At 69.8% G+C, this 18,413-nt stretch carries 14 protein-coding genes and 1 pseudogene; 12 read left to right on the top strand and 3 right to left on the bottom strand.

Annotation, left to right across the window (positions count from 1 at the left end):
- The first annotated feature begins 186 nt into the window (after positions 1 to 186).
- Both ACIQCH_RS13235 and ACIQCH_RS13240 read left to right on the top strand, forming a co-directional pair.
- Positions 187 to 831, top strand: a complete 645-nt coding sequence (locus ACIQCH_RS13235) for a hypothetical protein (protein ID WP_402580762.1) — start codon at positions 187 to 189, stop codon at positions 829 to 831.
- A 321-nt stretch (positions 832 to 1,152) separates the two neighbouring features.
- The gene (locus ACIQCH_RS13240; RefSeq protein WP_402580763.1) at positions 1,153 to 1,440 is read left to right on the top strand and encodes a hypothetical protein; all 288 of its coding nucleotides are present in this window, start codon (positions 1,153 to 1,155) and stop codon (positions 1,438 to 1,440) included.
- Here the strand turns inward: ACIQCH_RS13240 and ACIQCH_RS13245 are convergent.
- A complete protein-coding gene (locus ACIQCH_RS13245) occupies positions 1,427 to 3,235 on the bottom strand; it encodes a zeta toxin family protein (protein ID WP_402580764.1) in 1,809 nt (602 codons plus the stop codon). The genes ACIQCH_RS13240 and ACIQCH_RS13245 overlap by 14 nt on opposite strands.
- Before the next feature lie 78 nt (positions 3,236 to 3,313).
- Here ACIQCH_RS13245 and tap point away from each other — a divergent pair, with 78 nt between their 5' ends.
- The 7 genes and pseudogenes from tap (at position 3,314) to ACIQCH_RS13280 (ending at position 10,967) form a co-directional block, all read left to right on the top strand.
- A complete protein-coding gene (gene tap / locus ACIQCH_RS13250; protein ID WP_402580765.1) occupies positions 3,314 to 5,461 on the top strand; it encodes a telomere-associated protein Tap in 2,148 nt (715 codons plus the stop codon).
- Positions 5,462 to 5,464: 3 nt separating this feature from the next.
- Positions 5,465 to 6,020, top strand: a pseudogene (gene tpg / locus ACIQCH_RS13255) (telomere-protecting terminal protein Tpg).
- Between the two features lie 319 nt (positions 6,021 to 6,339).
- On the top strand, positions 6,340 to 7,266 hold the full coding sequence (locus ACIQCH_RS13260) for a hypothetical protein (RefSeq protein ID WP_402580766.1): 927 nt from the start codon (positions 6,340 to 6,342) through the stop codon (positions 7,264 to 7,266).
- Positions 7,263 to 8,006 (top strand): hypothetical protein, encoded by a 744-nt coding sequence (locus ACIQCH_RS13265; protein WP_402580767.1) that lies wholly within the window; start codon positions 7,263 to 7,265, stop codon positions 8,004 to 8,006. The genes ACIQCH_RS13260 and ACIQCH_RS13265 overlap by 4 nt, the downstream gene beginning before the upstream one ends.
- A gap of 78 nt (positions 8,007 to 8,084) precedes the next feature.
- Positions 8,085 to 8,618, top strand: a complete 534-nt coding sequence (locus tag ACIQCH_RS13270) for a hypothetical protein (protein WP_402580768.1) — start codon at positions 8,085 to 8,087, stop codon at positions 8,616 to 8,618.
- A gap of 99 nt (positions 8,619 to 8,717) precedes the next feature.
- Positions 8,718 to 9,371: a GIY-YIG nuclease family protein gene (locus ACIQCH_RS13275; RefSeq protein ID WP_402580769.1), complete on the top strand. Its 654-nt coding sequence runs from the start codon at positions 8,718 to 8,720 to the stop codon at positions 9,369 to 9,371.
- A 348-nt stretch (positions 9,372 to 9,719) separates the two neighbouring features.
- Positions 9,720 to 10,967: a hypothetical protein gene (locus tag ACIQCH_RS13280; RefSeq protein ID WP_402580770.1), complete on the top strand. Its 1,248-nt coding sequence runs from the start codon at positions 9,720 to 9,722 to the stop codon at positions 10,965 to 10,967.
- A gap of 117 nt (positions 10,968 to 11,084) precedes the next feature.
- Here the strand turns inward: ACIQCH_RS13280 and ACIQCH_RS13285 are convergent, their stop codons facing one another.
- A complete protein-coding gene (locus ACIQCH_RS13285) occupies positions 11,085 to 12,395 on the bottom strand; it encodes a hypothetical protein (RefSeq protein ID WP_402580771.1) in 1,311 nt (436 codons plus the stop codon).
- 548 nt (positions 12,396 to 12,943) lie between these two features.
- Positions 12,944 to 14,158, bottom strand: a complete 1,215-nt coding sequence (locus ACIQCH_RS13290) for a hypothetical protein (RefSeq protein WP_402580772.1) — start codon at positions 14,156 to 14,158, stop codon at positions 12,944 to 12,946.
- 973 nt (positions 14,159 to 15,131) lie between these two features.
- On the opposite strand from ACIQCH_RS13290, the gene ACIQCH_RS13295 reads away from it, so the two are divergent.
- The 3 genes from ACIQCH_RS13295 (at position 15,132) to ACIQCH_RS13305 (ending at position 18,356) form a co-directional block, all read left to right on the top strand.
- On the top strand, positions 15,132 to 16,217 hold the full coding sequence (locus tag ACIQCH_RS13295) for a bifunctional DNA primase/polymerase (RefSeq protein ID WP_402580773.1): 1,086 nt from the start codon (positions 15,132 to 15,134) through the stop codon (positions 16,215 to 16,217).
- Entirely contained in the window at positions 16,214 to 17,770 is a 1,557-nt protein-coding gene (locus ACIQCH_RS13300; RefSeq protein WP_402580774.1) for a phage/plasmid primase, P4 family, read from the top strand. The genes ACIQCH_RS13295 and ACIQCH_RS13300 overlap by 4 nt, the downstream gene beginning before the upstream one ends.
- A gap of 205 nt (positions 17,771 to 17,975) precedes the next feature.
- Positions 17,976 to 18,356: a DUF6009 family protein gene (locus ACIQCH_RS13305; protein WP_402580775.1), complete on the top strand. Its 381-nt coding sequence runs from the start codon at positions 17,976 to 17,978 to the stop codon at positions 18,354 to 18,356.
- The last annotated feature ends 57 nt before the right edge of the window (positions 18,357 to 18,413 follow it).

Raw genomic sequence — 18,413 nt, forward strand, 5'->3', positions numbered from 1 at the left:
AAGGGGTGCGGCCCGGCCCGGTCAGCTGAGTATCCGCACGGATAGACCACCACCCGGCCCGGCCCCGAGGATGGCCCCATGAATGCCTTACGTCCCCTCACGGCGCGCGCCGGTGCAGCCGCCGCCGCGGCGGCCATAGCCCTGGCACTTACATGGCTTCTGCTTCTATTGGCAGGCAGGAGCGGCGTGTACTGGTACGTGAGCACGCTGATCCCGCCGATCACCCTGTGGGCGATCATGCGGCGCGCAGGTCTGCGAGGAAACTACGCCCTTCCGTACGCGGGCGGGATCTTCCTGTACAGCATCCTGGACCCGGTATGGCAGTGGCACGGCGACTCTTCCTGGACCTGGCGCTGCGCCCTCTTCGTGGTCGCCGGCGCTGGCTTGGGCTGGTACGACGGCTGGATGCAGCACAAGCCGGACAGCCCCCGCCCAGAAGGCCGACCGGCGATACGCACCGCCAAGGCCGCCGTCGCCGGAGCCGTCGCCATCGCCTTGGTTGTGTGGATCGACTACGGGCTGACGCCGTGGCTGGCGCAGATCAACCACAAGCGCGTGGAGGACCTCCCCCCGATCGTCACGATCAACGGCACCCTAACGATCCCTCTGGTCCTGTGGGCATTCATGCGCGTGGCCGGTGAGCGGAAGAACCATCTCCTGCTGTGCGTGGCGGGCATCGCCTTCCCTATGGCGTTTGCCCCCCTCTGTCTGAATGTCGGCTGGTCCCGCGACCTGGCGACCGGCGTAGGCTTCGTCGCCCTGTGCGCGCTCCTGGGCTGGTACGGAAGCGCCGACCCACATGGCCAGCCCGCCGCTGCGGCCCGGCAGTAGGCAATCAGCCGGCCGCGACGCAGTTGCGACAGAAGACCACGGCCACCTGGCCCAGCTGGGACGGCGTCGTAGTGAATCGGAGGATCGGTGACGTGGAACGAGTCCTCACCGAGAGCGGCTTGGACACTGCGCCACTGCCCGTGAGCGCCTCACCGACTTCCACCTACTGTCGGTGCTGAACAGCGGTCGCGAATCCCCCCGCCATTGCTTCCCTTGTTGATCGTCTACTGCCCACTCGACCAGTCCCCTCCGACATGCAGTGAAGGTGCGTCAGCAAGAATCGGCTGGTCAAGTACCCAGAACAACCAAGGTGGTACCGCCGTGACCGGCTCCCTCACCCCCGAAGACCCCACGCCCCAGCCGCTCCACCAGACCGGTGGAGACGCAGAGCAGGCCGAGCGGTCGGTGAAGGAGGTGATCCGCTGGTACAACGCCCGCCTCACCGAAGCCCTCGAGCACGGCACGGACGCGGAGACCCTCGACGAACTGCGGGCAGGTCGGGACCAGGCCGTGGAAGACCTGGACCGGCTCGAGGAAGCCGACGAAGACGAGACTGTGCAGATCGCCGTGACCTACGCCGCCCGGCTTAAGGAACTCACGGGCAGCTGAGCCAGTCGGCCGCGGGCAGCGGCAGGCGGGCAGGGCCGCTGTTGTGCTCCACCGGGCGGGCCTGCCATGCGGCGGGCATCAGCGGCTGCGCCTGGGCCGTGATGCCGGCGATCTCCTCCCGCATTCGGGGCAGCACCCGGTGCAGGGCCCGCTGAACGGAGTGGAAGCAGGCGGCCTCCCCGTCGGTGTAAGGGCGGCGCCGGGCAGCGGCCAGGACCCAGGCGGCCCACCGATCCCGGCCCAGCGCCCGGTGGTCGCCGTCGATCACCCGCACCACGCTGATGCTCGGGTCGGCGGCCGCGGCGGCCACGATGTCGGCCGCCACCCGGCAGGCCTGTGCGTGCGCGGCCGGGGTGGGGAGCGCGGTGACCACGTCGAGCTCCAGGGCGCGGGCGTGGTTGATCAGGGTGCGCTGCCGGCTGTCAGCGGCCCGGGCGGCCAGGGCCACGACCTCGACCCGGTAGCCGGCCCGGGCGAACCGGCCCGCGCTCAAGGCGAAGTCGGCGGCGCTGGTGAAGTCGGCCTCGATGAGCAGGTCGCCGCGCCGTTCGCGGACGTACGCCTCGGCCTCGGCCTGCCAGTCCTCGGCATCAGGGCGCACCAGGTCGTCGGCGAGGCGCGGGGTGTCGTCGATCAGTTGGAAGTGGGCCGGGTGGTGGCCGCGCAGCAGGTCGGGATCCACCACGACGGTGCGCGGCCGCATCGCCCGGCGCAGCATCCGCCGCGCCTCCAGCTGCCGTGCACCCGGCTCGCCGACCAGATAGACGACCAGCGGGTCTGGGCGGAAGGTGGCCTTGCGCAGGAAGGTCGGGGCGATCAGCTCGTCGAAGGTCCAGCGGTGTTGGTCTGGGCTGAGGCGGTGGTAGCCGGTGCCCGGCGGGCCGGGGAGCGGGTGCGCGATGCGGCGGACCGGCTCGGCGGCCGCCGCGGCGCGCTCGGCATCGCGGAAGACGGCCAAGCGGCGGTCCGCGGGCAGGCGCTCGTCGTGGACCAGGGTCTCGGCGTGCACCAGGCTCCGGCGGAAGACGCGGGTACGGGGCGCGCTCCAGGGCCGTAACCGCTCCGCGCGCACCGCCTCGGCCGCGGCCGGCGGCCGGCCCCAGATCCCGTCGTCGGTGAGCTCATTGTCGTAGAGCGGCTCCAGCCCGCGGCGGACCACGGTCACCCGGTCCACCAGGTGCTCTGCCTCGATCACCTCGAGCGAATCCAGCAGTCCGTCGGCACAGCGGTCCTGGTTCTCCCAGGCGACGTACCGGCCTTCGGGACCGAAGAACCGCTCCAGGACCCCGAGCTGGCTGTCCGCCTCGGCCACCGCCAGGACGACCAGCTCGACCCGGTAGCCGGCCGCCCGGTACAGAGCCGACACGGCGCGAGCCTCGGCCGCGTCGGCCAGGGCCAGCTCCACCACCACGTCCAGCCCGGCGGCGCGCGCGTACGCCTCGATCTCCGCCTGCCACCAGCGGGTCACCGGACGCACCCCGCCGCCGGCCGTCCGAACGTCGCGTTCCAGCAGCGTCTCGTACTCCCGGTGGGCCCGCTTGTAGAGATCGCTGCCGATCCGGACCGCTCCTCCTCGGCACTGGAGCACGTTGTGGATGACGTCGGCAGCCGTGGACTTGCCGCTGCCTGGCGGACCAGCGACGACCACGACCACCGGCCGGTCCTGCGGGACGGCGCCGGCTGTCCATGTCGGCAGCAGGACGTCGGTCAGGATCTGGCGTATCTCCGCCTCTGACAGGCCCTCCGGCACCGCGTGCTGCATGGACACCTCGCCCTCCCCAGTGATCAGGTTCAAGCCGAGGTTAAATCCATCGCGAATCAAACAGCAAATCTAGAGGTAAGAGAATGCTAGGATGGGTGGCGGAGGTGACCTATGCCCACCGAAGAAGAGCTGTTCGAGGCCGTGGACGCGCTGCTCGCGGGCGAGCCCGAGATGCCCCCGCCAGCGGAACGCGCCCGGCTGCGCGAAGCGGCCGGAATCACTCAGGCCCGGCTCGCCCAGGCCCTGCAAACGACGACGCAGTCCATCAAGAACTGGGAGGCGGGACGCTCCGAGCCGCGGCCGCCCCGCCGCCAGGCGTACCAGCGACTGCTGGACGGCTGGACCGCTCAGTACGGCACTCAGCCTCAGACCGCACCGGCGGCGCCCGCGACGTTCACCGGCACCGCTGCCGCTCCCTCCACCCGGGAGCCGGCCCGACACATTGAGCCCCCGGCGCCCGCAGCGACCGAGCGGCCGCCTTCGTCGTCGCGGCCCCCGGCCGCGAAGAAGGCTGCGAAGAAGCCCGTCGCTCCCACAGCGGCCCCTACCGACCCGCGCTACGAGAACGGCCCGCTCGCCGTGGTCGACGTCGACGGCGACCAGGTCGTGGCCTACTGCGTCGGCGGCCTGGTCCTCGACGTCCCTGCCAGGTCCCTGCCGGCGCTGGTGGACTGGACCCTCACCCACTCCAAGCTCGGCGCGCCCCGGCTGCACCCGCTCGGCAAGGACTCCGATCCGCTGATCGTGCTGACTGCGGCGGCCGCCGTCCGGTACGGGCTGCCCGAGAAACTGAGCGACGAGGAACGCCGGGCGGGCCGACTGCCGGAGGGCCACAAGGTCCTCAAGCAGCTGGCGAAGGCCGACTGGCAGCTCACCCAGCGCGGCTTCGGCCCCTGGGCACGCATCTACCGGCCCGCCGAAGCCGGGCAACGGCGCTGCGTCCAGCTGTGCATCGTCTCCTGGGACGCTCTCGATGTCCGGGAGTGGGGCGACAAGGACAAGGGCCTGCTGCCCGCCACGCTCCCGCCGGCGGAGCTCGCACGGGTCCTCGGCACGTTCGCGAGCCGGGTCCTGACCCCGCGCGGCACCACCGCCGTGACCGGCCTGGAGCTGATGACCGCCCTGCGGCCGCCGTCCCGGCGCGCGCGGGACGAGGAGACCGGCGAGTGGCGCACCGACGCCGACGGCCAGTTCGTACGCGAGCGGACCCCCGGCTCCCTCCCGGAGGGCATCCTGGACGCAATTCCGTGCGAGGTCCCCGACGGCCATCCCCTCCTCGCCGACCTGCCTCGCTTCTACCAGCGGGGCCCGGCCGAGATGCTGATGGAGGAGACCTACGACTGGGGCCGGGCTCTGACCGACGAGGAATGCCTCAAGAGCCACGTCGTCGGCATCGACGTCAACATGGCCTTCGCCGCCGCCTCCAACGGCACCGTCGTCGGCCTGGGCGCCCCCGTCCACGTCAAGCAGCCGGCCTTCGACCCGAAGGTCCCCGGCTCGTGGCTCGTTGATCTCTCCCACGTCGAACTCGACCCCCGGCTGCCCTCGCCCTTCACGCGCACCGGCGAGCGCCCGGAGGGCCCTGCCTGGTACGCGACGCCGTCCGTCGCCTACGCCGTCAAGCTCGGCTACCCGGTGGCACCGATCGAGGCGTACCTGCGCCCCGACAGCGGCCGCTACCTGGACCCCTGGTACACCCGGCTCAAGGACGCCTACCTGGCCACGATGGCCGACCTCGGCGTCACCGCCGACCTGGAAGGCCAGGCGTTCCTCGACGCGATGGCCGCGTCCAAGACGGTGGACCCGGAGCTGACGATGGTGCTCCGGGCGATCAAGGCGACCGCCAAGGGCGGCATCGGCAAGCTCCGCGAGCGGCCGCGCGATACCCCGCTCGGCCAACCCTGGCCAGCGCTGTCGCGGCCGACCTGGCGCCCTGACATCCGCGCCGCGGTCCTGTCGACGAGCCGGATCATCATGCACCGCAAGATCATGAAGATGGCCGCGCGCGGCCTGTACCCGGTGGCCATCAACTCGGACTGCATCGTCTACCCTTCCGACGGCCCCAGCCCGCTGGACTTCCTGCCCGCCACCCCCGGGCCCGGCGAGTTCCGGCTCGGCGTCACCCCCGGGCTGGTCAAGCACGAGGGCAGCCAGACCACCCTGTGGGCCGAGGCCCAGTACGAGCAGGATGGCCCGCACACCAACATCGCCCGCATCATCAAGAGCGGCGGCCACCCCGCCACCGACGACGGAGAGTAGACCGTGGGCAAGCTCGGGGACAGCCTCGACCAGGCGGTGGCGAAGGCGTTCACACGCCCCGCCCCCAAGTCGGCGCAGGCGCAGATGAAGTACCTCGTCAAACAGCTCAAGTCCACCAAGGCCGCAGCCGAAGCCCTGGGCGTCTCCCAGCGCACCGTGGAGCGGTACGTCACCGGCCAGCTCAAGCGGCCCCGCAAGGAGCTCGCAGCCCGCCTCGCGGGGGAGGTGCGTAAGCGCTGGCAGCCCCAGATCCGCGCCAAGGCGAAGAAGGCCACCGCGACCACCGGCGGACTGGTCATCGAGACCCAGGCCCGCTTCGGCTACACCGCCGCCGCTGGCACCACCGATGACGGTCGCCTGCGGCACCTGAACCAGGCGCTGCCTCCGGAGTACGCCACCCGCCTCTTCGAAGCCCAGGAACAGGGCGCCCCGGAAGAGCAGCTCCTGGCCATCGCCGCTGAGGGGTTCCAGGAGATCTACTTACAAGGACCGCGGTCGCCGCGCCAGCGGGCTTCTGGTCGAGTTCACCGACGTCGACCACATCGATGTCCACCTGTGAGTGACTCTCGCGGCCCGTCCTGAACTGCAGGTTGTAACTGAGCGGCCTACTTGGCCCCTGAGCGGCCAGGTTAGCTCCGCTGAGCGTTGTGGTTGGCCCGCCGCCGTAGTTGGCCGGACGGGCCAAGTGAGCCGCTCAGTCACAATAGAGTGCGGAGAGAATGGTGACTCAATTCTCTGGTGCGCCCCCCACCTCCTTGGCACTCCTGCAGGCAGCGCAGGCCAGCCAAGCCGCCCTGACGCACAGCTGGTTGGCCATCCCGGCGTCGGGGCCAGCTGCCTGCGTGCCCGATGCTGTGGCCCATGTCGATGTTGGGACCATGCACCTGCGGGACAGGCTCCGCGAGCTTCTGCTGACCACCGTGTCACCTCGGATCGGGGCTACGGCTCAGGTGCTGTACGACGCCGTGCGGGACGCCGCGGACGTGCAATTCGAACTCCATCGTCGTCACTACGGAAGTCCGGAACGCCTGGCTTCCCTTGACCGCGTAGCGTTCGAGCAGCACAGCCGGGCCGTGGACGACGCGGTGAACGCCTTCGTCGTCGCAGTCCGCAGGGAGGGGAGCATCATGGCGGCGAGCGCATCCGACCGCGCCAAGGTGGGACGGATCGTTGAGGTTCTGCCATCCGACGAGCCCTGGCTGATCACGCTGTCCTGGCGCCAGCCCTTGCACCGGGTCCCCGTTGGGCTCTCCGACGGGGTGCAGGCCACCCTGAACGCCCTCCGCCGGGACGTCGTGGACTTCGAGGACCCCGAACTGGCTGGAGCTCACCAGGCGCTCTTGGACGCGCTCGAATGCCTTGTGGGCGAGTTCGCCGGTACCTTCGCCCCAGACAGCGCCGGGCCACCCCGGTACACCGAGGTCCCACCCGAATGGAAGCGAACCGACCGCGCCCGCTACGACCAGACCCTGCGTGACCTGTCCCGGGCTCGCGATGCTGTGCTCGACCGATACAAGGAGCTGATGAACGCCATGAGCAGCAGAGGCCACCTGCCATCACCGCAGGACCAGCCCAAGGGGCAGTCCTTCAACTTGACCACCGGGGACAACTCTCCCGTCACCGTGAACGCCCCGTACGCCCACGCCACCGACGGCTCGACCGCCACGGCCGGCGCTCCCGGGCCGCAGCCTGCCACGCCAGTCCCCTCACCCGGTACGCCCTGGTTCCGCAGCTGGGCGAAGTGGGGAGTCATCGCGGGCGCCATCGGTGCCATAGCTGGCGTCGCCGCCATCTTCATCAAGTGATCTGGCCGCGCCGCCGCGAACTCCAGCCTTTGGACAGGCTGGAGCAGGGCGTCCTGGACGACACCGCACAGCTCGCTGGCCTGCTGCGCCATGCGCTCATCATCGGAGGCCACGCCTCCTCCCTGCCACTACGCCAGTGGGCTCTGCACGAGCTGAACGGCTACGCCAACGTCGACGCAGAGATCCCCGAGTACCGTCGTCTGCCCGCCCCGATCCGGGTGGACTCCGTATCACCTGCGTGGCAGAAACGCGGCGAGACGATCAGCGTGAGGCACCTTCCGGAAGTCGCGCGCAACGTGATCAAGGAAGAGGTCGTCATCCCCTGGGGTGTCGGCCACATCGAGAACCTGATCGCTCGCACCCCTCCCGGAGAGCACCTGAAGGTGGCACTGCCCGGAGCAGCGGAGCTCCGCACGCTGATGAGTGCGCAGTACCGCCAGCGCGGCATCTCTATCGAGGCCCTCTACTGGTCCATCGACGCCTCCGCCCTCCACGGGATCGTCGACCAGGTCCGCACTCGGCTGACCCAGTTCGTCGCCGAACTCCGATCGGCCATGCCTGCCGGCACACAGGTCCCCTCCCCGGAGCAAGTCCACCGAGCGGTGCAGAGCATCAACATCGTCACCGGCGACAACTCCCCGGTGACGCTCACGGCTCCCGTGGCGTATGCCGAATCCGGCAGCACAGCCGATGCAATAGCCGCCGTGGAACCGGGGCGCTGGTGGCGGCGGCAGCAGTAGCGTGAGAGGCCGTTGTATCCACCGGAACCACCCCGTGGATACAACCTGGCAACCGGCACTCCCCGAGAGGACCCCTGCGTGCACGCGCCCGGATACGACACCAGCGGCTTACCGTCCTGGAACGCCTCCCAGGCCGCCATCGACGCCTACGGCAAGCACCTCCCGGACATCCGGTTCATCGCCTCCCTGCTGGCCGGCTACCAGTCCGACCGCGAGGCCCTAACCGGACGACTCGCCCATGGACGGGACGCCGTCCTCTCCGAAGTGAACCTCCTCGCCATGGAGGCCCGCGACGACCTACTGGAGGCCGGCGCCGTCCTGGACGCCCTGGCCCTCTCCTGCACACCGGGCCCGTATCTGCCGGGCGAGGAACCGTACGACGACGTCCCCGAACCGGTGGACTCCGCAGTGGAGCTGCGCACCGACGCGGCCATGCTCGCGGAGCGCCTGGTCGCCCACGACCGCATCCACGGGGGAGGGAGGACCTCCCGCCCTCCGCAGCCCCGTACCGACGGCGACCGGGATGCCGAGCGGGACTCCGCCCGCGCCTACCTGCGCAGGGAGTGGATAGCCGCCCGCGAACTCCGTCTCGGCAGCCACCGCCTGCCGTAGCCAGCACCGAAACACCCGACCCCGCCCTGCCCCGCCATCCCCAGCCACAGGGCACGGCCAGGGCCTGCGACCTGACCTGGGGGCCCATAGGGTCGGGCCATGAAGAACCCGACCGACCACCCACGCCGTGACCACTTACAACCCCGACCGAGCAAAGCCGCATGGGAGGAGACGGAAGTCACCTCCCGGCTCGCCACGGAAGCCGAGTTGGAAGCCCTGGGATACAAGGGCGCCGTCCTCGTCATGCAGATCGTCCGGACCACGTTCCGAGCCGACGGCACGCCCATCAGCAAGACCCTGACCATCCAGGGCGGAAGCACAGCCCTCGTGATGCATCAGAAACCCGAGGACGTGGAGGACGACGAGGCGCTCCCCGTCCCCGACGAGCCGGCGGTGCCAGCACCCCGGGGCCCGGTCCGCCGGACCGTGCGGACGTACCTCGTCGGCGTAGAGGACTCCCCGCAGACGAAGATCGGGCGGACCACCGGCACCCTCAAGTCCCGGATGGCGCAGCTCCAGACCAGCCACCACGCCAGGCTCCTGCCGCTCCTGGACCTGGAGGGCGACTACGAAGGCGCGCTGCACGAACGGTTCGTCGACTACCGAGTGCGGGGGGAATGGTTCGACCTGACGCCTCTCGGAGATCCCACCACGGTCGTCATTGACGCCCTGGCCGAGCTGGGACTGGATATCCGGACCAGCCACCAGCAAGAGCAGAGCGGAGCCCACGAGGCCGACCGGACAGGCTGCTGACGCCCGGAGCAACAGGACCGCCGGGCTAGGCAGTCCCGCCCGGACACACCCTGGCGGATACGCACCTGGCTGTCCCGTCAGCCTGTGAGGCTCACAGGCCATTTCCCCAGGTGGGCGGGGTGAGCCGTGAGGTTGTGAGGCTGTGAGGTGCCTCGCCAAAGAGTTCCGCAGCCTGCCTGGCACGGCCGCCGCCCGCCGCCTTCCCTCACCCGCTCGGGGGAATGATTCCGTGTGGGTGATAGGCGGCTCCCTCGTGTGGGTGACACGTTGTCAGCGCCCGTTCGTAGCGTCCGGCCGTGACGATTCCACCGCCTGCGGGCGGTGCCCTCCTCAAGGCGGTGCCTTCGGATGAGCCTCACCACCGGACTGCACAGTCCCCGTACCCCGCTGCGCCGGTTCCTGGACCGCGAACTGTCAGCCGGCCCACGGCCGCTGCGCGAGTCCTTTCGCGCCCAGCACCAAACCGACAACCTGCTGCTGCCAGGGCCCGGCGTCGGTACCGAGGCTGGCAACGTCGGCACCGCGATCGACCAGCGCCTGCGCCTCGCCTTCACGACAGCCACGCCCGTGGACCTGGCCACGGAGGCCGGGATCGACCTCACCGGCGGCATCGGCCGGGGAGCGGGGCTGCGGATGCGCGCGGTCGGCAATGAGCTCGCCGCGCGCCTGGCCGAGACCGTGCACCGCCTCGACCTCGAGAACCGCGCGTTGGCGATGGACCGCGCCCACGACGAGGAGGAGGACCTGGCCCGCATGCTGCTGGCCGGCGCCTGGTACCAGGTGATGGCCCGGAACCCGTACGGATTCACCTACACCCAGCTGTACCTCACCGCGCTGGAGGACCCTGGCGGCTTCACCCTCGACCGGCTCTTGCAGCTCCCCAACCAGGACATGGTCGACGACGTCGTCCACCAGCTCTACCTGGCCGCCACCGGCCCCCTGGAGGCGCTGCGCGCCCGCACCCGGCCCCAGGACTGCACCGGCGGGCCCACCTTCCCGGGCATCAGCATCACCGCCGACGCCGACCTCGTGGTCGACGGCCTGCTGCTCGACTTCAAGAGCACCAAACACCCCTTCGCCCGGGGACTGTCCAAGCAGACCGCGAACCAGCTGATCGGTTACCTGCTCCTCGATACCGCCGACCGCTACCGGATCGACACCCTGGGCCTTTACCTCACCCGCTCAGGCGTCCTCGCCAGCTGGCCCGTAGAGGAGTACCTCAGCCTCCTGGGCACCTGCCGCCGCGACCTGGCCGTGCTGCGCACCGTCGTCGCCGAACTCCTTGCCGGCTGCCAGGCCGACGCCATCCCGTACGACCAGGAGGAAGAGGACCAGGCCCACGAGCTCCTGGAGCGCCTGGCCCCCGTCATCGAAGCCGGCCACTGCCCGGTCTGCGCCCAGCCGCTGCCCGCCTCCACCGGTCGCCCCCGCATGTACTGCTCCCGCTGGTGCACCGGGCGCGCTTCCACCATCCGCAAGCGGCAGAACCCGGTACCGGGGCGCTCCGCGGCCGCTGTCCCCCATCCGCGGAAGGAGGTGCTGGCTCCGGCCGAGGACTGGGTGGTTGTAAGCGTCACCCCTCGATTCCGCAGGTAGGTGAGCGCTTCGTGACCTACGGACATGGGATGGGCCCTTCCGGCGTGCGCCCGGAAGGGCCCATCCTGTGGCTCGGGTGGCGGCCATCCTGTGATCAGGCGGCAGCCGTCCCGTGGATCACGTGGCGATGCGGAGCGAGAAGTCGGCCAGCACCCGCCGGATCGCGACGTACGCCACGCCCTCGTAGCACCGGGTACTCGCGGCTGTGCCGCCCGGGATGCAGACCGCGATCTCCCCGTCGCCGCCGCTGATGATGCCACGGGCCTCCATGTCGTGCCCGTACGTCCCGTCCGGGCTGGTGACCACCGGTCCACCGCTATCGCCCTTGCCGCCCGCGACGTCCTGCACGTTGGTGCGCGTGGCCAGGATGGCGGGACCGATGATGTGCCCGTCCACCTCGTCCCGCACCACCGTGTCGGCGTCGTAGACCTTGAGATTGCAGTGGATCCCCGTCATGGCGCCCGAGGTGCAGACGTAGTCCCCCTTGTTGTTGTAGTTGGAACCCATGATGTGCTTGCCGTTGTTGGTGTCCCAGGGACCGTCGTAGTACCCGGGGTCCACGCTTCCGTTCCACACGTCGATCACCGTGGTGTCGCGGTCCGTCCGGGCGGCGGCCACCCCTCCGATCGTCTCGCCCGTCCGGTCGTAGTAGGTCCCGGACGTCCCGCAGTGCGCGGCGGTCAGCAGCCCGGGCCGGCCGTTCGACTGCCAGACGGCGAAGCCCGAGGAGCAGAAGTAGCCGGTCGGCGCCCGCATGCCCGCGCCGGCCCACCAGGGCGACCAGTCGTCCTGCCGGGACATACGCCGGGCGGGATACCGGGGCCGGGCCTGTACGGGCACGCCGGCGATCCGCCGGGCCGCGACGCCCACGGCCTTCGTTACCTCGGCCTCCGCCTGCGCCGGCGCACCCGTGGTCCGGGCGGCCCGCCGGTCGTAGCCGACGACGAGTCCGGTGCCTTCGGCCGGTACGGACAGATGGGTCCATCGCCTGCCGAGGGCCAGCGGGGTGCGGCCTTGGGCGGTCGCCTTGATGAGCCTCTCGCGGGCGGCGACGAGATCGGCCGCCGAGTACGCGGCCGGCCGCAGCCGTACGGTCAGCCCGTGCGGGACGTGCGCGGCGATTTCCCGCACGCGCTGCGGCACGGCCCCCTTCCAGTAAACGGTCAGCCGTCCGGCCGGGCCATCGACGACCACGCCCGCATATCCCGGGATGCGGTAGCGCTCGTCCTCGATCCGGTTCTGCGTGATCTGGGCGGCCACCGCGTCGAGCTTCTGCTGGCGCTGCAGCGCAGCCTTGCTGACGCTCGCCGGTCCGCTCGGCTCGGCGGTCGCCGGCTGCGGCGTGCCAGCCCCCATCAGCCCCGCCGACAGGACCGACACGGCGACGAGCGCCCCGAGGGCGTGGCGGCGCCTCCTCGTTCTGGTCATCCTCGTTCCCCCCTCAGTGATACGCCCCGGCCGCGGCCGCGGTCGGGGATGACGCCGGGTGCGGCGCCGGGTACGACCGTGCCCGGCGCGGCACTGTTTGGCCTCCGGGCTGATCTGCCTGGGCGGCGCCGTGACGTGCCGTATCTTCGCCATCTTGGCCGCGGACTCATCGTGGGGCCGGACATCGGACGGAACTTGGGATTCCGCGCCAGGTCACTTGTCGCTGGGCGCAGTCCTCGCCCGCAGCGCCGCCGCTGCCCCGGCCGCGTACCGGAACTCACGGGGCGGCATACCGTAGGCGGCGCGGAACGCCCGGCTGAACTCCGCCGGAACAGGTCTGTCCCACGCCCGAGCGTGGGGTGGGGAGATTCGTTTCGTCGAGCCCCATCACGCCCGGCGGTAACGTGCCGGCGATCTCCTCCCGCCGTCGGGGCAGCACTCGGTGCAGGGCCCACTGGACGAAGTGGAAGCGGGCGGGGAGCCCCGCCCCGGGCCAACGTGCGACGGGCGCCGGGCGGGCTCTTCCCCGCGTGGGGAAGCAGGCACGGCTAGTGCGTGCTCTGGAGCAGTTCGAGCCGCTTCTGGATAGCTGCCAGTGCTTCACGCTGCCGTCCGGGTACGCCGCGGCGCAGAACAACAAGGCGGGGCGCGAGTGCACGCCCTGCGGCAGGGTCTCGTATCTGGTTCCACTGGTAGTGGGCTCGGTCGACGGCGGTCACGACGTCTTCTGCGTCGGCAGCCTGGTGCAGCCTCTTAAGACGTGCCTCGGCCGCGTGAATCCACAGGGCGCAGCTGGCTTCGGGTTCGCCGGCCGCCGCGGCCAGGTGTGCACGGACCTCGAGCCAGTGCACGGCAGTGGTGCTGTCTGGTCCGGCGGACGAGATCGCGCGCTCCTCGGCGACGGCCGCGAGAGCGGCGGCTTCTTGGTGGCGCCCGGCCTTCGACAAAGCAGCGAGCAGGTCGTGGGGGTTTGCTTCGGCCGCTGCATCACCGGAAGCGGGAGCTGGCGTGGTTGTACGGCTCGCCACTGGTGAGGGAACGGTCGGCGAGAGTAGGGCATGCTCCGGCTCCGTGTGGCCGACTGTCGCCTTCCGCCCTGGGGTGATCAGTAGGCCCGCGGTGGGGATGCGCTCGAGGACTTCGGAGTGGAGGCGTTCGGAGTCGGGGCCGTGCCCGGCGCGCAGCAGGGCAGCCAGTGCCTGGGTGTACATCGGTTGGGTTGTCTGGCGGCGGGGCGGGGGCGGCGCGATGACGCCATACGTCCGGACGCCCTCAGGCAGCGCCAACGGCTGCTGGTCGTGGAGATGCTGCCAGGCATGGGCATCCGCGACTAGGTCGAGGTGCAGCGTGGTGGTGCCCGGGCGGCGCTGCCGCAGGACATCGACCGCCCATGCCCACGGCAGGGCGGTGTAGCGCATGGTCAGGCTGCTGGTGTGGCCAAGCGCCAGGTGTACCGCGTGCTGGCGGCGGTCCAGGTGGAGTTGGCCCACGAGCACGATAGTGAGTGGGCCCTGGCATGCCGCAGCGCCACGGATGCGGGTGAGCACAGCCTGTGGGTCGACAGGGTCGGTGAGCTCAACCAAGGTCGAGGCCTCGGTACCCAGCCATGCCGCGGGCGGGACGGCGGCGAGCGTCGGCATGACACTGCTGGCTTCGATCAGTCTGCTCTTGCCCACGGGGGAGGCCGCCAACAGCAGTGCGGTGCCCGCCCTCCTCTCCCCCGTCATGTGCATATACGCACCGTATCGGCTGGTCGTCAGCATCGCGCCGACGTTCGATGTGCGTGCGATTTCTGGTCCCCGATGCCGAACCATCCCGGATCCTTCGAGAACAGCATTTGGTTTCTGGCCCGTTCTGTACGGAACCGCAGGCAGGGGTGCCCGGGCACACCGACAGCCTTCGTCCGGATACGTAGTCGGGTGGCTGACTTGGCTTGGGAGGCAAATGCCCTCTGACAGTCAGCCAGTGCCTTCATCGACAGGCTTGGCGAAGGCATGCTCAAGCCCTGCTAGTCGAGGCCGCTTCTTGAACTACCCGCTCAAGATCACAAACCTGCCGGGGCGGTCCAGTCCCGTCCGCGTTCGACCCTCGTGCCCAGTGTCTGAACGTGGAGCGCATCTTCAGTCCCTCTCAGCTGAGTCCCTCAGCATTTTCCCAGGTCAACTGGACTTCCTCAGGTAGAGCAGGGACTCAAGGGACTCATTTTTGGTACTTCCACGCTTCACGTGTGTGTGGGTATACGCGTACGCGGACATGCTCATCTTCATGTTCAGCACATAACTGCAAACTTTGGTCCCTTCAGTCCCTGATCAGTCGGCGAGAGGCCCGCAACCTGCAGGTTTGTCAGTGACTGAAGGGCGGGGACTGAGGTAGGGACTGAAGGGATTCAGTCCCCGTGGAGTCTCGGCCTGCCTTGCGAGGGCCGGCTAAGGGTGAGCTGGCGTGGCGGATCTTGGCTCTTCAGTCCCTTGGCCTCGACGGCATGCAAGTTCCCTTCGGGCATACCAGGTGTGATGCACGCATAACACCCCACGTGTAGTGGGACTGAGGGACTGAAGGGACTGAAATCCCTAACTCACCCGAGGAATCTGCACGGTACGGCGTGTCGCCTGCGCTAGGCTCCGAGAGTTGGGAAAGTTCAGTCCCTTCAGTCCCTGTGGGACGGTCAAGGAACCATCTGAACCGTCATGAACCGGACCCAGCCTGACGACAGCTACGCGCCCGCCAAGGAACGACGTGCCCTCCCACTCTGTACGCCCGCCACGAGCTGCTGATGCCGCAGCCGAACGCAGGCTCGGAGTCGCGCTCTGGCTCGCCGCCCATGGATACCCGGTTCACCCCCTCAAGCCAGGAGCCAAGACCCCGGCCGCGAACTGCGAGTCCTGCCGCCGTGAAGCCCACCAGCCGGCCGACTGTCCGTGTCTGGCACATCGTCGCTGGTGCCACGGCTTCCACGCCGCGACCACGGACACGACCCTGATCCAGGACTGGTGGAGCTACGAACCGGGTTTCGGAGTCGGCGTTTCCTGCGGCCCGGCCGGACTCGTCGTCATCGATGTGGACGCCCACACCGACGTACTGCCCCCAAGAGACCGACTTCTGCCGGGTATCCCCATCGACGAACGGGTTGACCTCACGGGGCTGAGCTCCGGCTACGACACCCTCGCGCTCCTGGCCGCCTACCGCGGGCGCCCGGACCCCACAAACGACGCGACCACGCTCCGTGTGCGCACGCCCTCCGGAGGCCTACACATTTGGTATCGCACGTCTCCCGGCACCCCTGCCTTCCGCTCCTCCAGCGGCACCAGCACACGAGTCGCGCTCGCCTGGCAGGTTGACGTACGCGCCACCGGCGGCTACATCATCGCCCCCACCACCCACACCGCGGCCGGCACCTACGAAGCCCTGCCTGGGTCCCGCACGCCAGCCCTCCTGCCCCTGTGGCTAAGCGCCGAACTGACGCGCACTGGCCACGCCCTCATCTCCGAGCCGACCCGACCCGCTCGGGCCCCGCACCGCAGCCACAGCACTGCGCCGCAGCAGAGCGATGCGCACCGCATTCTCGGCCTGTTGCTCGATGAGGTTCGGCAATGCGCGCAGAACCCGACCGGAACCGCCTTCAGCGAGAAACTCAACCGAGCGGCCTTCACCGCTGGCGGCCTGGCCGCAGGAGGCCACCTCACCCAGCACGAGACCCTCGACCTGCTGACCGCCGCTGCCGACGCAGCACGTCCCCAGCAGCCACGTAGGAACAGGCACATCATCGACTCCGCGCTCCGAGCCGGCAGCACCCGCCCGATCCACCCCAAGGGACGTTCATGAGCAGCGCAGGCAGCACCGAGTTCAACGCGCGCGCCGCCGCCGATCAGCTCGCCGCCTTCAACGCCGAGCCGCCGCCTGCCGCTGCCCACCTTCCCGCGCAGCAAGGCAACCAAGGCCCCACCGTCTCCCGCCCCGGCGACTTCGTCCAGACCGGCCTGCTGACGAACCTGTCCGACCGCGGCAACGCAAAGCTCTTCGCGTACCTGCACAGCCGCCGGTTCCGCCACGTCGAAGGCCTGGGCTGGTACACCTGGGACGAGTACCGCTGGAAGCGCACCGGCGGAGAGAAGGCCGCGATCTGGGCCGCCGGCGACATGGCCGAGGAACTGCCGGTACACGACCCGCGCGGCATCTTCACCGACCGAGAGCTGGCCCAGCACCGCCGCCGCTCGATGTCCACCTCCGGCGTCAAGGCGATGCTCTCCCAGGCCAAGGCATCCCCCGAGCTCGCCCTGGACCCCGACGTCCTCGATGGCGACAAGTACGCCCTGTGTACCCCCGCCGGCCCGGTCGACCTGCGCACCGGCGAACTGCACAAGCCCGACCCCGCACGAGACCTGCACTCCCGTGCCACCTACCTGGCCCCTGAGGCCATGCCCACTCCCCGCTTCGAGCGGTTCCTCCTGGAGACCTTCGGGGACGACGACAAGGGCAAGGAGATGATCAACTTCCTGCATCTCCTGCTCGGCTACTCCATCACCGGCGACGTCGGCGGCCAGGTCCTCCCCTTCCTGTTCGGCATCGGGGCCAACGGCAAGTCCGCCCTCATGGACATGGTCATCAAGATCCTCGGCGACTACGCCGACGTCGCCCCGCCCGGCTTCCTCATGGAACGCGGCAAGTTCAACGAGCACTCCACCGAGCTCACCGAACTCCACGGCCGACGCCTATTCGTCTGCAGCGAGCTCAAACCGCACGACAAGTTCGACGAGGCACGCGTCAAACTCCTCACCGGCGGCGACCGCCTCAAGGCCCGCCGCATGCGCCAGGACTTCTTCAGCTTCGAGCCCACCCACAAGCTTTGGCTCCTCGGCAACCACCGCCCCGAGGTGGGCACCGGCGGACACGCCTTCTGGCGCCGCATCCGCCTCATCCCCTTCGAGCGCGTCGTCCCCGACCACCGGAAGATCGACAACCTCGCCGAAGAACTCGTCCGCGACGAAGGCCCCGGCATCCTGCACTGGATGATCAAGGGAGCCCAGGCCTACCTCGCCACGAAGCCGGCCCTGACCGGCCCCACCGTCGTACGGTCCGCCACCCAGGCCTACGCCACCACCGAAGACCACATCGGCCGCTTCCTCGCCGAATGCTGCACCAACGGCGCCGAACTCCCCGAACCCCGCGACCTCAAGGTCGAGCAGGGCGCCCTCTACCGCGCCTACAGCGAGTGGTGCCAAGCCGGCGAAGGCCTCCGACCCGCGACCACCCGCGCGTTCGCCACCCGCATCCGCGCCGAGGTCGGCATCCCCTCACCCAGCGAGATGCTCCGCTCCAACGGCCAGAAGTTCTACCCCGGCCTCGCTCTCCTCGCCGACGAGGACGGCCCCACCTGACGCGGCGAACGGAGGGCCGCCGACGCCAGGCAACCAAGGCCTCCTGTCCCCGCTCCAACCCGCCACCTACGATGGACAGCGACACCATGACCGCAACGCACGACGCCGCGCCGCCACCGGCCATAGCCACACGGCCGCACCCCACAGCTCGCACCACCGAACATCACGCACCACAGCCACAGCAGACCAAGGAGGGACGAAGGCCATGAGCTCGCTACTGAGGGCAAGCGACCTCGCCCACGAGGACAAAGTGGTGTGGCTGGAGGACCCCGCAGACCTCGACTACGTGCGCCAAGCCCTCGACAAAACCCCTCGCCGGCGCGGCAAGCCCCGCTACGCGCGTGACGGACGCATGGTCGGCTTCACCGAACTGAACGAGACCGCGGAAGCCGATCCCGACAGCGGTCTGCAGAAGCGCCGGGTCTTCTACCTCCTCCCGCACGACCGCGACGCCGTGCCCGACGGCCCGTACAAGACCGGCGCCCCAGGCGAGGCGGTAGACCCGCGCACCGTCGAACCAGGCACAGTCGGCAAGAAGACAGAGCGCTCGCAACGCGGACTGGCAGTCGCGCCGACAATTGCATAACTCGGTCCCTTCAGTCCCTGTCGCCGGCGCAGGGCGCTTCTGACTTGTGGATTCGTG

Origin of the sequence: Streptomyces sp. NPDC093225, assembly GCF_044753805.1 — a bacterium.
GTDB lineage: Bacteria > Actinomycetota > Actinomycetes > Streptomycetales > Streptomycetaceae > Streptomyces.